At 65.5% G+C, this 14,455-nt stretch carries 16 protein-coding genes; 8 read left to right on the top strand and 8 right to left on the bottom strand.

Translation table 11 applies throughout. The annotated features are described in order from the left end of the window. Window positions 1–2 precede the first annotated feature (2 nt). A complete protein-coding gene (locus MRY80_RS16935) occupies window positions 3–254 on the top strand; it encodes an exodeoxyribonuclease VII small subunit (protein WP_293292235.1) in 252 nt (83 codons plus the stop codon). A gap of 76 nt (window positions 255–330) precedes the next feature. Here MRY80_RS16935 and MRY80_RS16930 read toward each other — a convergent pair whose 3' ends face one another. The 3 genes from MRY80_RS16930 to MRY80_RS16920 form a co-directional block, all read right to left on the bottom strand. After that, on the bottom strand, window positions 331–1,761 hold the full coding sequence (locus MRY80_RS16930; RefSeq protein WP_293292234.1) for a caspase domain-containing protein: 1,431 nt from the start codon (window positions 1,759–1,761) through the stop codon (window positions 331–333). Window positions 1,762–2,155: 394 nt separating this feature from the next. After that, window positions 2,156–2,482: a hypothetical protein gene (locus MRY80_RS16925; protein ID WP_293292233.1), complete on the bottom strand. Its 327-nt coding sequence runs from the start codon at window positions 2,480–2,482 to the stop codon at window positions 2,156–2,158. Next, entirely contained in the window at window positions 2,463–3,038 is a 576-nt protein-coding gene (locus tag MRY80_RS16920; RefSeq protein ID WP_293292232.1) for a hypothetical protein, read from the bottom strand. Before MRY80_RS16920 ends, MRY80_RS16925 begins: the two co-directional genes overlap by 20 nt. Before the next feature lie 200 nt (window positions 3,039–3,238). Between MRY80_RS16920 and MRY80_RS16915 the strand changes: the two genes are divergently transcribed. The 3 genes from MRY80_RS16915 (at window position 3,239) to MRY80_RS16905 (ending at window position 5,265) form a co-directional block, all read left to right on the top strand. After that, the gene (locus tag MRY80_RS16915; RefSeq protein ID WP_293292231.1) at window positions 3,239–3,703 is read left to right on the top strand and encodes a nuclear transport factor 2 family protein; all 465 of its coding nucleotides are present in this window, start codon (window positions 3,239–3,241) and stop codon (window positions 3,701–3,703) included. A gap of 162 nt (window positions 3,704–3,865) precedes the next feature. After that, entirely contained in the window at window positions 3,866–4,786 is a 921-nt protein-coding gene (locus MRY80_RS16910; RefSeq protein WP_293292230.1) for a pirin family protein, read from the top strand. Between the two features lie 134 nt (window positions 4,787–4,920). Next, window positions 4,921–5,265, top strand: a complete 345-nt coding sequence (locus tag MRY80_RS16905) for a hypothetical protein (protein ID WP_293292229.1) — start codon at window positions 4,921–4,923, stop codon at window positions 5,263–5,265. Here MRY80_RS16905 and MRY80_RS16900 read toward each other — a convergent pair. After that, window positions 5,253–6,131: a LysR substrate-binding domain-containing protein gene (locus MRY80_RS16900; RefSeq protein ID WP_293292228.1), complete on the bottom strand. Its 879-nt coding sequence runs from the start codon at window positions 6,129–6,131 to the stop codon at window positions 5,253–5,255. The genes MRY80_RS16905 and MRY80_RS16900 overlap by 13 nt on opposite strands. Before the next feature lie 77 nt (window positions 6,132–6,208). Here MRY80_RS16900 and MRY80_RS16895 point away from each other — a divergent pair, with 77 nt between their 5' ends. Genes MRY80_RS16895 through MRY80_RS16885 form a run of 3 tightly spaced genes read left to right on the top strand, consistent with a single transcriptional unit; the run spans window position 6,209 to window position 9,071 of the window. After that, the gene (locus MRY80_RS16895; RefSeq protein ID WP_293292227.1) at window positions 6,209–6,970 is read left to right on the top strand and encodes a sulfite exporter TauE/SafE family protein; all 762 of its coding nucleotides are present in this window, start codon (window positions 6,209–6,211) and stop codon (window positions 6,968–6,970) included. 60 nt (window positions 6,971–7,030) lie between these two features. Then, window positions 7,031–7,786 carry a TlyA family RNA methyltransferase gene (locus MRY80_RS16890; RefSeq protein WP_293292226.1) on the top strand — a complete coding sequence of 252 codons (756 nt, stop codon included), beginning with the start codon at window positions 7,031–7,033 and terminating at the stop codon, window positions 7,784–7,786. A 10-nt stretch (window positions 7,787–7,796) separates the two neighbouring features. After that, window positions 7,797–9,071: a class I SAM-dependent RNA methyltransferase gene (locus MRY80_RS16885; RefSeq protein WP_293292225.1), complete on the top strand. Its 1,275-nt coding sequence runs from the start codon at window positions 7,797–7,799 to the stop codon at window positions 9,069–9,071. Window positions 9,072–9,100: 29 nt separating this feature from the next. On the opposite strand, the gene MRY80_RS16880 is transcribed toward MRY80_RS16885, so the two are convergent. The 4 genes from MRY80_RS16880 to MRY80_RS16865 form a co-directional block, all read right to left on the bottom strand. Continuing rightward, on the bottom strand, window positions 9,101–9,769 hold the full coding sequence (locus tag MRY80_RS16880) for a MarC family protein (RefSeq protein WP_293292224.1): 669 nt from the start codon (window positions 9,767–9,769) through the stop codon (window positions 9,101–9,103). A gap of 185 nt (window positions 9,770–9,954) precedes the next feature. Beyond that, a complete protein-coding gene (locus MRY80_RS16875; protein ID WP_293292223.1) occupies window positions 9,955–10,731 on the bottom strand; it encodes an ATP-binding cassette domain-containing protein in 777 nt (258 codons plus the stop codon). Next, a complete protein-coding gene (locus tag MRY80_RS16870) occupies window positions 10,728–11,804 on the bottom strand; it encodes an ABC transporter permease (protein ID WP_293292222.1) in 1,077 nt (358 codons plus the stop codon). The genes MRY80_RS16875 and MRY80_RS16870 overlap by 4 nt, the downstream gene beginning before the upstream one ends. Before the next feature lie 121 nt (window positions 11,805–11,925). After that, window positions 11,926–12,954: a sugar ABC transporter substrate-binding protein gene (locus tag MRY80_RS16865; protein ID WP_293292221.1), complete on the bottom strand. Its 1,029-nt coding sequence runs from the start codon at window positions 12,952–12,954 to the stop codon at window positions 11,926–11,928. Between the two features lie 259 nt (window positions 12,955–13,213). Between MRY80_RS16865 and MRY80_RS16860 the strand changes: the two genes are divergently transcribed. Beyond that, window positions 13,214–14,443: an ROK family transcriptional regulator gene (locus MRY80_RS16860; RefSeq protein ID WP_293292220.1), complete on the top strand. Its 1,230-nt coding sequence runs from the start codon at window positions 13,214–13,216 to the stop codon at window positions 14,441–14,443. The last annotated feature ends 12 nt before the right edge of the window (window positions 14,444–14,455 follow it).

Genomic DNA, 14,455 nt, shown 5'->3' with positions numbered 1-14,455 from the left:
CCATGGCCGACGCCCCGAACCACGCCAACGTGAAGGACATGAACTTCGAGACGGCGCTGAAGCAGCTCGAGGACATCGTCGACCAGCTGGAGCGCGGCGACGTGCCGCTCGACAAGTCGATCGAGATCTACGAACGCGGCGAAGCCCTGCGCAACCGCTGCGACGCGCTTCTGAAGGCGGCCGAAGCCAAGATCGAGAAGATCAAGCTCACCCGCGACGGCAAGCCCGCCGGCACGGAACCGCTGGACGGGTAATATCAGACGTGACGTGTCCAACGCCAAGGGCCGTCAGGCCTGCACGATAGCGAAAAGCGGCGCTCTAGCAACGGCTTCATTGCGCCGGCGTCGGCACGAGGAAGACGTCACGCGCGAGATCACTGTTATGCCAGGGCCGCTGCCGGTTATCGGTCAGGCTGATGACCTTCTGTTTCACCCGCGTCATCACCCGCTGGATTTCCATTCCCGGTGTCGACAGATATTCCAACAGCGCCGTTGTGAAGGGGCTGTTGCGCATTCCACGACCGTCGTCGGCGACATCGTCCGGTGCGGTCGCGAAACCGATCAGCAGGCCACCCCCGGATGTCTCTGGTCTGGCAAGTCCGTTCTGCACCGGCGATGACCGAACACCCAGTGAACGCGCCAGCGAGCGCGCGAACGGATTGTTGCGGCAAGCGTCGAGAAGCACGACACCGACCCTGTCGCCGCCGCCCATGTAGTTGATGATCTTGCTGACATTGACGAGTTCGAAATCGATCGCGCTTCTGTCCGCGACCTCTGCGTCCACCGGTATGAGGTAGTTCTGCCCGGCGACCTGGATGCCGTGCCCGGCATAGAAGAACAGGCTCAAATCCGCGTCCCTCGCCTTCTGAACGAAGTTGCGAATCCTGCGCTCCATGGCGTCCTTGTCGAGGTCCACGCCCGACACGACCTCGAAGCCCAGATGCTGCAGCAAGCCCGCCATCGCATTGGCGTCGTTGCGCGGATTCGCCAGCATCGGGGCGTGTTCGTAGGCACCAATGCCAATCACCAGAGCAACTTTGCGACGATCATCTGCGAAAGTGCCCTGTCCCTTGTCCTCAAAAATGATCGACGGATCCGCGTCGGCGTCTCGGGATTCCTCATCGACAGATCCCATGAAAGGCGGCAGGGAGACATCCTCCTCCTCCGCGAAGAAGACCGACACATCCGCATCCTCGTCAGGGGTCCAGCTCGGCATGGCCGGGAGAAACTCGGCGTAGACACGAAAGCTGTCGGGTGGGACCAAACGGCTGCGTTTCATTTCGGCAAGCCGTTTCTCGACGACGGGACTCGGCCCTTTCCCCGTCACGACGACGTAGAGCGGGCCCGTTTTCTTGTAGACGCGGACGTCCTTGAGTGTGGCGCCGTACCTTCGGGCAAGCGATATCGCGTCCTCCAGATCACGGTCGGCGGCGATCTGTATCCAGGAGACCCCGCGAGCGGACCAGACCAGTTCGCTCAAAGTGGTCTCGTCGGCAATGAAACTGTCGCGCGGAATGCGGTTGCGCGCCTTGAGCTGGTCCATCCTCTGATGTGCGTATTGCGGATCGACGGCTTCGACCACCACCGCGTACAAGCCATTGGTCTTCCTGTAGACGGCAGCACCCGGAAAGAGTTCCGTGTAGGAGCGGCCGATGGCCGTCGCGTCCTCCAGCGACGGTTTCGCGATCACCTGGATCCAGGCCTCGTCCGCAGCCAGTGACGACGCCGTGCCAAGGGCGAGCGCGATTGCTGCGACGAGCAAATGAACGGCCTGCCTGAGTATCCATCCATGGTGTGACCTCAGACAATATTCGAGTTTGCAATCCACGCCGATACTCCAGACCCGCAAGCATCCACAAAAGCATACCGGGCCGCGAAAGCGTGAATTCTGGCGCCTGACGCCTGCCCCTCAATAGAAATTCAAACATAGATGGTGGAATGCATCAACAGCGCACGGCCCGCCAAGGCTACGGCCTCGGCAGCGTGACGGTCATCGCGCAAGGCGCCATCCGCCTGATGACGGCCGGGCACCGTATCGTCCAATCGGAGCGCTCGCTCGTGGAAACCCGCTATACGGCAAGGCGCAGGTCCGGCCTGCGACACATGGCAGGCGCTTCCCGACGACCGCAAGGAGATCGCGCCGCGTCTCCGCCCCCCTATTGCGAGACCGTGACCGCGCTGTTGCTGCCCGGCACCAATATGTAGCCGCTGTTTCTCCTCGGCGGCTTGGTCACGCGGCCGAGCTCGTTCTCGAGATTGCGGGCGCTGTTCGTCAGCGTCTTCCACGCCGCCCTGACCCGGCTGATCACGCCGGAAAGCGTGTATTCGCGGCCGCGGATGGAGCGGGTGAATGTCTTCTGATTGTAACTCTGGACGTCGTGAGTGAACTGCCGGTTCCAGTCGTCCAGCGTGTCGGCCGCCGCCGCGAGCGGCGCCAGGGCGATCAGGACGGCCAGCGCCAGCCTACGAAACGAAGTAAACATGGCGAAACCTCTCCTGGTACATCTTCCGGCACTCGGCCTGGGATGTCAGTTTCTTGCGCATCCAGTATCCGCCGGAGATCTTGGCGGCCGACCTTGAGGTGGGCTTGTAAGGGGGAATGTTCCCGTTTCCGTCGGCAAGCGCCAGAATGTCGAAATAATAGGTGATCTCCGCGAGTTTCTGCGGGTCCATCCTGTAGGCGGGACATTTGAAGACGAAGTAGCTCGCCGCGATGACGAGCTCGTTATAGGCCTGTGTCACGTAGTCGCCATGGCTGGTGAAATTCGCGATGTAGACATAGGTGCAGCCGTCCGCCCCCTGCGATCTCAGATAGTCTTCGACGCTTCTCGGATTGGCGAAGGCAAAGCCCGCCAGGAAACCGATCTCGCGGATCTTCTTGACCTCGTAGAGCCATCCGTCCTGCTCAGAGAAGCCGGGCGCATGGGTGGGCGTCGCGCTCGTCGTGCCTGCCCTGCACGCGGCAAACGCGTGGCCACCGCCAAGCAATAGCAGCAGCAGAACCGGCAGGAATACCTTGCGGCCGATTGGAATGTTCATGGGCACAACCTCCCCGGATGGATCCGCAAGCAGAGTTTACCAGTGCAGGCCTCCCGTCAACATGATCGATACCGGCCTTCCCGTCCGACACAAGGCGGCGGATGCACCAGGGCGACACTATCGCCAACAAATATCGGCTCCGGGTTGGTCAGGCTGTGCTTTCCGTGCTTTGGTGGAAACATCGAGAGGGGGAAATTACGATGATCAGACGAATGTTCTTGTCTTTGCCGGTCGTGCTGCTGGCGATTGTTCTTGTGCCGAACATGGCCGGCACCGCCAGGGCCGCCGACGACGAAGCGGCAATCGGCGCCCTTTGGGAGGCCTTCAGCGCCGCGACCGTGGCCGGCGACGCCGAAGCCTGGCTGGCGCTGTGGGATGACGAAGCGATCCAGATGCCGCCCGGAGAACCGGCGCGCGACAAGGCCGAGCTTGCCGCCACCGCCCCGGAGATCTTCGCCGCCTATCCGGTCAAGGCGATGGCGAGCAAGCCGGAGGAAACCGTCGTCGCCGGCGACTGGGCCTATTCGCGCGGCAGTTTCGACATGGTGCAGGTGATGCAGGGCAAGGACGTGCGCCTGACGGGCAAGTTCCTGACGATCCTGAAACGCCAGGATGACGGATCCTGGAAGATCTACCGGGACATGTTCAACAGCAACGGCCGGTAGGGCTCGGAGGGCACGGGGCCGGCCGGCGGCCATCGTCGATCGGCGCGGGGACATCGATCGCCTTTCTTGAACACACCGTCTCGCGACGGCCGTCGGGCGGGCGCTTGATGTCGGCTGCGCTCCGGCCAGATACTGGGCAGAAACCACGACAGGACCGAACCGATGAGCTTTTTTCCCGGTACCGACCCCGAAGCGGGCGACGCCTTTGCCTGCGACGCGATCGACACTCTGATCATCCCCAAGGTCAGCGACATTGGCGGCTTCGAGGTCAAGCGCGCCCTGCCCTCGCTGAAGCGCAAGCTGGTCGGGCCGTTCATCTTCTTCGACCGGATGGGGCCGGCGACCTTCAGGCCCGGCGAGGCGATCGACGTGCGGCCGCACCCGCATATCGGCCTGTCGACCGTCACCTATCTCTATGACGGCACGATCCGCCACCGCGATTCGCTCGGCACCGAAATGGTCATCGCGCCGGGCGACATCAATCTGATGACGGCGGGGCGCGGCATCGTGCATTCGGAGCGTTCGCCGGAGGAAACGCGCTCGACGGCGCGGCGCATGTCCGGCCTGCAGACCTGGCTTGCGCTGCCGAACGACAAGGAAGAAATGGCGCCCGCCTTCGAGAATACCGCTGCCGCGGCGATGGGCGTGCTCGACGACGGCAAGGCGCATGCGCGCGTGCTGATCGGCTCCTTCCACGGCGCGACCTCGCCGGTCGCCCAGTATTCCGACACGCTCTATGTCGACGTGACGCTGCCGGCCGGGGGCGAGATCGAGATCACGGCGGACGCCGAGGAACGGGCGATCTACGTCGCCGAGGGCGTCATCGAGATCGCCGGCGACACGTTCGCGCCCGACCAGTTGCTGGTGTTCCGGCCAGGCGACCAGATCGTCGTGCGCTCAGAACGCGGCGCCTCCTTCATGCTGTTCGGCGGCGCGGCGCTCGGGTCTCGGCGCTACATCTGGTGGAACTTCGTGTCCTCGTCGCGCGAACGCATCGAGCAGGCCAAGGAAGAGTGGAAGTCGCGCCGCTTCGACATCGTGCCGGGCGATGAAGAGGAGTTCATTCCGCTGCCGGAGCGGTGACGCTTAACCTTTGCTCCACCCTGTTTGTTTGCTTGCGGCTTACCAGTTTTGTTTGCCCAAGATTGACCGCGTTTCTTTGCGCCGAACTAACCCGCCTTCCCTATGGTTGCTTCCAATAACGGGGAAGGTGGGACATGTATTACAAGAACACGCTGAAAGGCGCGCTTGCATGCGCGTGTGTGGGGTTTGCGGTCGTGGCGGCGCCGCTCTCGAACGCCGAGGCGCAGCCGCAATTCGACCGGAAGCTGGCGGCGTTTCTCGCCGACAAGGCGGCCGCCACGCTGGGCGCGCTGCGCCAGGGCTATGCGATGGACGGGCTGAAGCTTTCCGATGACGCAAGGGATGCGGCCTATCCGTCCGTCATCCACCAGATCCGCTCCTTCGTGCCGCAGATCGACGACACGACGACCAGCTCGATCGAGGAAGACGTGCGCCATCTGCTGCCGCGCACGGACATCCGCATCGTCTATGCGGGCTGACCGCCGCTTGAGGTGACCGCCCGGCGCAGGGCTTGTGTCATCGCGCTGACGAGCGCCGGCGGCGCCTGGCGCGCGACCATGATCTCGCGTTGCGCGAAAGGCAGGGGCGGCATGCCGTCGGCCTCGCCCAGCACGCGCAGCCCCGGCCCGACGCTTGCCCGGGGCAACGGCCCGACCGCGAGGCCGGCCCGGATCGCCGCGCGAAGGCTTGCAAAACCGCTGCTGCGATAGGCGATCCGCCATGCGCGGCCGGCCCGGTCGAGGGCTTCGACCGGCATGTCGCGCCACCAGCAGTCCCGGTCGAGCAGCGCGAGCGGCACCGGCGCGTCACGATCCATCACGGCCGCCTCGGCGCAGGTCCAGACGACCGGCTCCGCGGCCAGCGGGGTTCCGGAGGTCCGTTCGGGGCCCGAACACACCGCGACATCCAGTTCACCACGACCGATGCGTTCGGGATAGCGCGAAGTGCAGCCCGACGCGGCGACGACCTCGACCATCGGATTGCGCGCGGCGAAATCGGCCAGCGCCCGCTCCAGCACGGCGTCGTCGAAATCGTCGGGAATGCCGACGCGGATCCGGCCGGCAAGCGGCGCGTCGAACAGGGTGCCGATCCGCTCGAGCTCCGAAAGGACGCGACGCGCGGCCGGCAGGAGGCGTTCGCCGTCCGCCGTCAGCGCCATGCCGCGCGCGCGCCGCTCGAAGAGCCGGACCCGCAGCATCTCCTCCAGCCGGCGCAACTGCACGCTCGTCGCCGATTGCGTTCGGCCGAGCGTTTCGGCCGCGCGGGTGAGGTTTCCGGTTTCCGAAATCGCCAGGAACGCGCGGAGCAAGTCCGCGCCGGGCGCATTGCGTTCGAAACTGTTCATGGGATCGATGCTAACTATTCATTTTTTCGAACGCAACGCATGCCCTATCACTCGGCCATCCGACCCGGAGGCATGACATGACATTTCAGACCGCTCTCTTTCTCCTCGCCGTCGGCGTGTTCGGCGGCGCGTGGAACGCGGTCGCCGGCGGCGCAACGCTGTTCACCTTTCCGGCGCTGATGGCGGCGGGGTTGCCGCCGCTGGCGGCCAACGCCACCAACTACCTGGCGCTGCTGCCCGCCAATGCGGCGGCGCTGCCGGCCTATCGGGCGGAACTGAAGGCGGCTGGCAGCGCGCTGCGACCGCTGCTGATCGTGTCCGGCCTCGGCGCCGCCGCCGGCTCGGCGCTCCTGACCGTCTCCGACCCGGACCTGTTCATCGAACTCGTGCCGCTTCTGATCCTGCTCGCGACCGGGCTCTTCGCCTATGGCGACGCCCTGCGCCGCCGGCTGACATCGCTCGCCGGCGCGGAGCGGAGCCAGGTCTATGTGCATATCGGCCTGTTCGTGTGTTCCATCTATGGCGGCTATTTCGGCGCGGGAATCGGCATCATCCTCCTCGGCATCGTGCAACTGGCGGGTTTCTCGTCGTTTGCCATGGCCAATGCGCTCAAGAACCTGCTCGCGACCGCGTTCACGCTGATCAGCATCGCGATCTTCGGCGTCGGCGGGCTGATCGCCTGGCCGGAGGCGCTGGTGATGATGGCCGGCAGCGTGGTCGGCGGGTATCTCGGCGGACGCTACGCGAAACGCGTGAACGAGCGCGTGCTGCGCGCGGCCGTGATCGTGTTCGGCCTCGTCCTCGCGGCGGTCTATCTCCAGCGCAATCTCGTCGGCTGATCGGCGCCGGCACGGCGAATACGCATTGCCTTGCGCGGCGTCAGCGGGCATTGAACGCGGATGAAGGCAGCCGACAGTTCCCCCCGCGTCAGGCTCGACCAGTTGCTGGTCGAAACCGGTGCGTTCGCCTCGCGCTCGCGGGCGCGAGACGCGATCCTGCGCGGCACGGTCAGGGTCGGCGGGGCCGCGATCGCGAAGCCCGGCCAGATGGTCTCCCCCGATGCGGCCATCGAACTGGACGACCCGGCGCAGCTTTATGTCTCGCGGGCGGCGCTGAAGCTGAAGGCGGCGCTCGACCGTTTCGACCTCACGCTGGAAGGGCGGATCGCGCTCGATGTCGGCGCGTCGACCGGCGGCTTCACCCAAGTGCTGCTGGAAGGCGGCGCAGCGCATGTGACCGCGATTGATGTCGGCCACGGGCAGATGGCCGCGACGGTCGCGGCCGATCCGCGTGTCACCTCGATCGAGGGGCTGAATGCGCGTGACCTGACGCTTGCCCATCTCGACGGCCGCCGCCCGGACTTCGTCGTGTCCGACGTCAGCTTCATCTCGTTGAAACTCGCCCTGCCGCCGGCACTGGATCTGGCCGCACCCGGCGCGCTGGCCGTGCTGCTGGTCAAGCCGCAATTCGAAGTCGGCCGGGCGAAGATCGGCAAGGGCGGACTCGTCACCGCGGAGGACGCGGCAGAATGCGCCGAGGATCTCGCCTCGTGGCTTGCAGCCCTGCCCGGCTGGCAGGTGACTGGCCTCTGCTCTTCTCCGATTGCCGGCGGCGACGGCAATGGCGAATTCCTGCTGGCAGGACACAAGGCATGAGCAAAGAACGATGAGCCGGACGGAAACCCTGACGATCGATGAACTCGGCGCGCGCGGCGACGGCGTCGCCCGCACCGGCAAGGGACTCGTCTTCGTGCCCTACACGCTGGCCGGCGAGACCGTAACGGCCATTGCCGACGGCAAGCGTGCCGCGCTTTTGTCGGTGCGCACCCCCTCACCCGATCGGATCGATCCGGTCTGCACCCATTTCGAGACCTGCGGCGGCTGCTCGCTCCAGCACATGGACGCAGACGCCTATCGGCGCTGGAAGGTCGGGCTCCTGGAAAAGGCGCTGGCCGCGCAGGGCATCGACACGGACTGCATCGCCGCGCCGCATTTCTGCGCACCGCAGTCGCGCCGGCGCGCCGTCTTTTCGGCGATCCGGACGGAAAAAGGCGTGCTGCTGGGCTTCCAGCAGGCGTCGAGCAACCATGTCGTCGATCTTGAAGAATGCCACGTCATCACGCCTGAGATCGACGCGGCGCGGCCGACGATCAAGGACCTCATGGCGGTCGTCCTGCCGGCCGGCCGAACCGTTCATGTCACGGTCAACCAGACGCAGTCCGGCCTCGACCTCGCCGTGGAGGGCAAGATCACGCTGGACGACGCCGGCAAGCGCTCTGCCGCCGACGCGGTGCGTGCGCTGGGCTTCGCGCGGCTGACGGTCAATGGCGAGATCATCCTGGCGCCGAGGCGGCCGCTCGTCGCCTTCGACGACGTGACGGTGTCGCCGCCGCCGGGCGCCTTCCTTCAGGCCGTGCCGGCGATGGAGACGGTGATGGCCGGTCTCGTCGCCAAGCATCTGGCGAAGTCGAAACGCGTCATCGACCTCTTCGCCGGCTGCGGCACCTTCGCGCTCCGTCTGGCGAAAGCCTCCACCGTGCATGCGGTGGAGGGCGACGCCGCGGCGCTGGCCGCGCTCGACCGAGGGTTCCGCGAGAATTCCGGCAAGAAGCTCAAGCCGGTCACGGTGGAACGGCGCGACCTCGTCCGCCGGCCGCTGACGGCGCAGGAACTGAAGCCGCATGACGGTCTCGTCTTCGACCCGCCGCGCGCCGGCGCCGAAGCCCAGTGCCGCGAAATCGCCGCCTCCCCCGTCCGCCGCGTCGCCGCCGTCTCCTGCAATCCGGAAACGCTGGCGCGCGACCTCGCGATCCTGATCCAGGCGGGCTTCACGCTGAAATCGGTGACGCCGGTGGACCAGTTCATCTGGACCCCGCATCTGGAAGCCGTGGCCCTGTTGGAACGCGCAGGGGGCAAGAAACGGCACTGGTCGGACATGTGATCCGGACATGTGATCCGGCCGGGCCGGCGCTAGTCGCCGGCCGGCTGGGTGAGCGGGTTTTCGACCGCCGGCGGGGCGATCTCAAGGACGTCGAGCGCATCCAGGCCGCCGAGCACGGAATCGACGGCGATCGTGGCGAGCACGATCCCCATCACCCGGCTGATGACGCTGGCTCCGGTGTTGCCGATGAACTTGTGCACGAAGCTCGCGGCGAGCAGCAGGATCAGGGTCAGGACCATGACGACCATCAGCAGGCCCGCCGTGATCGCCTGATCGACGACCGATTCGGTGTGATTGTCGGTCAGGATCACGATCGCCAGCATTGCCCCGGGCGAGGCGATCGACGGCATGGCGAGCGGAAAGACCGCACCGGCCAGATGGTCGCGCTCCGCCTCCTCGATCTCACGCAGGGGCTTGGATTCCCCGAAAATCATCGTCATGGCGAAGACGAACAGGATGATCCCGCCGGCGATCTGGAACGATCCGAGCCGCAGGCCCAGCGTTTCGAGCAGGAACTGCCCGCCGACGAGGAACAGCACGAGGACCAGCGCCGCGATCGCGACCGCACGCAAAGCGAACCGCCGGTGCAGTTTGCGCGGCACGTTCTGGACGGCGAACAGGAAGACGGGGACTGAACCGACCGGGTCGATCACGACGAAGAGTGTTACGAGCTCCTTTGTAAGGGCAGCCCAATCCATGGCATGCAGGCTTTCTTGCTGACGGGTTGTCGGAAATCACGCCGCCAACCATAGCAGCTAACCCAAGGAAAAGTATCCGCTATTCAACCAGCCGGCGCGGAATTCGTTCCTGAAAAGGCGCATGGGCGCACTTTGCGCGCGGATATGTCTCCGGCGCTCGGCGTCAACCGGGGCGGCGGCGCGGATCAGGCGGCCTGCGCGGCCGTCGGTTCTTTCGCGCCGGTCATGAAGGCGACGGCGTCGGACATGGTGTAGGCCTTCGGATCTATGACGCAGAGCCGCTTGCCGAGGCGGTGGACATGGACGCGGTCGGCGACCTCGAAGACATGCGGCATGTTGTGCGAGATCAGGATGATCGGGATGCCGCGCGATTTCACGTCGAGGATCAGTTCCAGCACGCGGCGCGATTCCTTGACGCCGAGCGCGGCCGTCGGCTCGTCGAGGATGATCACTTTCGACCCGAAGGCCGCGGCCCGCGCCACGGCGACGCCCTGGCGCTGACCGCCGGACAGCGTCTCGACGGCCTGGTTGATGTTCTGGATCGTCATCAGGCCGAGCTCAGAGAGCTTGTCGCGGGCGAATTTCTCCATGGCCGGACGGTCCAACTGGCGAAAGACCTTGCCCATGATGCCGGACTTTCGCAATTCGCGGCCCATGAACATGTTGTCGGCAATCGACAGGGCGGGCGACATGGCGAGCGTCTGGTAGACGGTTTCGATACCGGCCTCGCGGGCGTCGTTGGGCGAGGAGAACTGCAGGCGCTTGCCGTCCATGTGGATCTCGCCGGCATCGGGCGTGACCGCGCCCGAAATCGCCTTGATCAGCGTCGACTTGCCGGCGCCGTTGTCGCCGATCACCGCCAGGATCTCGCCGGGCATCAGGTCGAAGTCGCAATGATCGAGCGCGGTGACCTTGCCGTAGCGCTTGACCAGGTTGCGGCCCTTGAGAATGGGTTCGCTCATGCCGATACCTTTCTGATCCACTGGTCGACCGCGACGGCGCCGATGATCAGCACGCCGATGAGCAGGTAGGTCCATTGCGCGTCGGCGCCGAGCAGCCTCAGGCCGAGGGTGAAGACGCCGACGATCAGGGCGCCGAACAGGGTGCCGAGGATCGAGCCGCGGCCGCCGAACAGCGAGATGCCGCCGATGACCACGGCGGTGATGCTCTCGATATTGGCAAGCTGGCCGGAAGTCGGCGACACCGAGCCGATGCGGCCGATCAGGGCCCAGCCGGCGAAGGCGCAGATCAGGCCGGAAAGCATGTAGACCGAAATCAGCGTTTTCCCGACGTTGACGCCGGAGAGGCCCGCCGCCTCGGGATCGTCGCCGACGGCATAGACATGCCGGCCCCAGGCGGTATGGCGCAGCACATAGGCAAGCACCAGCACCAGCAGGATCATGAAGATGACGCCGTAGGTGAAGATCGCGCCGCCTATATTGAGTTTGTTGCCGAAGAACTGAAGCAGGGGCGCCTGCGCCTCGATCTCCTGGGCACGGATGGTCTCGTTGGCCGAGTAGAGGAAATTCGTCGCGAGCACGATCTGCCACATGCCGAGCGTGACGATGAAGGGCGGCAGCTTGACGCGTGCAACGAGGTAGCCGTTCACGAAGCCGCAGGCGGTGCCGCAGACGAGGCCGCAGAACACCGCGATGCTCGGTGGCAGGCCGTAGCGGAACGCGAACTGGCCCATGACAACCGAGCTCAGGACCATGATCGCGCCGACCGACAGGTCGATGCCGGCGGTCAGGATGACGATGCTCTGCGCGGCGGCGACAATGCCGACGATCTGAACCTGCTGAAGGATGAGGGTCAGTGCGAAGGGCGAGAAGAACTTGGAACCGAGGAGCAGGCCGAACACGACGATCGACAGGATCAGCACGATCAGCGGCACCAGCGACGGCGTCTGGTGCAGCGCGTTCTGCACCTTGCCGATCAGGCTGCCGGAGGAATGATCCTCGAATTCGGCGACTGCGGTGGGGCTATGGGCGAGGGATGCTTCGAAATCCTGCCCGGATGTCGGTGTCTGTGCCATTTTCCCTCCCCGAAAGTGGCGCCGCAATTCATGCGGTATGTCGTCTGGGGCGGTTCATCGCCTCTGGTTGGAGAGAGCCGCGAACGGCTCCCTCCCCTGCATAATAAGCACGAAATGCCGGTCAGCCCCAGCAGAGATCCATGCCTTCCTTGACGGAGATGGACTCCACGCCATCGACGGCCTGGTCAGTCACCAGCGACACGCCGGTGTCGAAGAAGTCCTTGCCTTCGGTCGGCTGCGGCTTGGTGCCGTCTTTCGCCCATGCGGCGATCGCCTCGATGCCCTTGGAGGCCATCAGCAGCGGATATTGCTGCGAGGTGGCCCCGATCACGCCGTCCGCGACGTTCTTGACGCCCGGGCAGCCACCGTCGACCGAGACGATCAGCACGTCGTTCTCGCGGCCGATGGCTTTCAGCGCCTCGTAGGCGCCAGCGGCGGCGGGCTCGTTGATCGTGTAGACGACGTTGATCATCGGATCGGTGGCGAGCAGGTTCTCCATCGCCTTGCGGCCGCCTTCCTCGTTGCCCTGGGTGACGTCATGGCCGACGACGCGCGGATCGCTTTCGTCGCCCCATTTCTTGGGATCGCCGAGATCGATGCCGAAGCCCTGCATGAAGCCCTGGTCGCGCAGGACCCCGACGGTCGGCTGGCTGACGGCGAGGTCGAGCATGCCGATCTTGGCGTTCGCGGCGTCGTCGCCGAGCTTCGCCTTCGCCCACTGGCCGATCAGTTCGCCGGCCAGGAAATTGTCGGTGGCGAAAGTCATGTCGGCGGCGTCGATCGGGTCGAGCGGCGTGTCGAGCGCGATGACCAGGATGCCGGCGTCGCGGGCCTGCTGCACCGAAGAGACGATCGAGGAGGTGTCGGACGCCGTCAGCAGGATGCCCTTGGCGCCGTCGGCGATGCAGGTCTCGATCGCCGCGACCTGGGTTTCGTGGTCGCCGTCGATCTTGCCGGCAAAGCTCTTGAGGTCGATGCCAAGTTCCTCGGCCTTGGCGGTCGCGCCTTCCTTCATCTTCACGAAGAACGGATTGGTGTCCGTCTTGGTGATCAGGCAGGCGGCGACCTTGTCCTGCGCGCTGGCGGGCACGATCGCGGCGGCGCTCAGCGCGAACGCGGCGGCGGTTGCAGAAAGCAGTGTTCTCTTCACGGTATTCCTCCCAGGTTGAGTTTGAGGCCGGTTTCCCAATCCGGCCTTCGGTGCGGGCAAGCCCCGCCTTGCCGGCGGCTCCACCCGAACCCGACGTTAGGGAATACCAATCGCCAGGGCGTGTCAATAAGTAATTCACTTTGATTTAATTATTGACAGCAAGGCGCCCGGACCGCACTCTGACCCAAGGGAAAGGTATGCGCGTGACATCGAATCTGTGTATGTCAGTGTCGTCAGGCATGAGTGGAAGGACGACGCCATGGGCCAGCCGGAGGCCTGCGACATGCCTGTGAACAAGCCGGGCGCCACGCAGATGCGCGGCACCAACCAGAGCGGCATGCGCGCCTATAACGAGAAGCTGATCCTCACCCTTCTCAGGCGCTTCGGCGCGCTGGCGAAATCCGACCTGACCAGGATGACCGGGCTTTCGGCGCAGACGATTTCCGTGATCATGCGCGCGCTGGAACGCGACGGGCTCGTCCTGCGGGGCGAACCGATGCGCGGGCGGATCGGTCAGCCCTCGGTGCCGATGGCGCTCGATCCCGACGGCGTATTCTCCATCGGCCTCAAGATCGGCCGGCGGATGGCCGACCTGGTGCTGATGGACTTCACCGGCGCGGTCCGCTTCCAGCAGCACCTCACCTATCAATATCCCCTGCCCGCCACCTTGATGGCGTTTCTCGCCGACGGGCTGAACAAGGCGCGGACCGCGCTGACGCCCGCGCAATGGGACCGTGTCGCAGGCATCGGCGTCGCCGCACCCTTCGAGCTCTGGGCCTGGCTCGACCGCCTCGGCGCGCCGCCGGTGGAGATGGAAGCGTGGCGCGCCTTCAGCTTCGCGGAGGCGATCGGCGAATTCTCCGACCTGCCCGTGCAGGTGGAAAACGACGCAAGCTGCGCCTGCGGCGCGGAGAACGTGTTCGGCCGGGGGCGCGAATTCTCCGACTTCGCCTATTTCTTCGTCGGCACGTTCATCGGCGGCGGTTTCGTCCTCAACGACGCGATCTTCACCGGCCGCACCGGCAATGCGGGCGCCTTCGGCACGCTGCCGATCCGCCATCGCGACCGGCCGGGCGAGCAACTGATCGACTGCGCGTCGATCTTCATTCTCGAAGCGCGGCTGAAGGAGGCCGGCATCGATCCGTCGCCGCTCTGGCTCTTGCCCGACGACTGGGACCGGTTCGAGCCGCACCTGACCGACTGGATCGAGATGACCGGCGAGAGCCTGGCCATCGCCGCCGTGTCGGTGTGCTCGGTGATCGACTTCGAAGCCGTGCTGATCGACGGCGGCTTTCCGGCCTCGGTGCGCGAGCGAATCGCCTCGGCGGCGCAGAAGCACCTCGCCTCGATCGACTTCCAGGGCATCGAGACGCCCAACATCCTGCCGGCCGCCATCGGCGCCAATGCGCGCGTCATGGGCGCTGCGAGCCTGCCGCTGTTTGCGCGCTACCTGCTCAGCAACGCGGTGCGCCAGCAGGACGCGGCCTGATCCGGGCTGGAA

This window comes from Oricola sp. (assembly GCF_022763245.1).
GTDB lineage: Bacteria > Pseudomonadota > Alphaproteobacteria > Rhizobiales > Rhizobiaceae > Oricola.
Note: the sequence above shows the minus strand (reverse complement) of the source record. Positions and strands in the feature narration are given on the sequence as shown.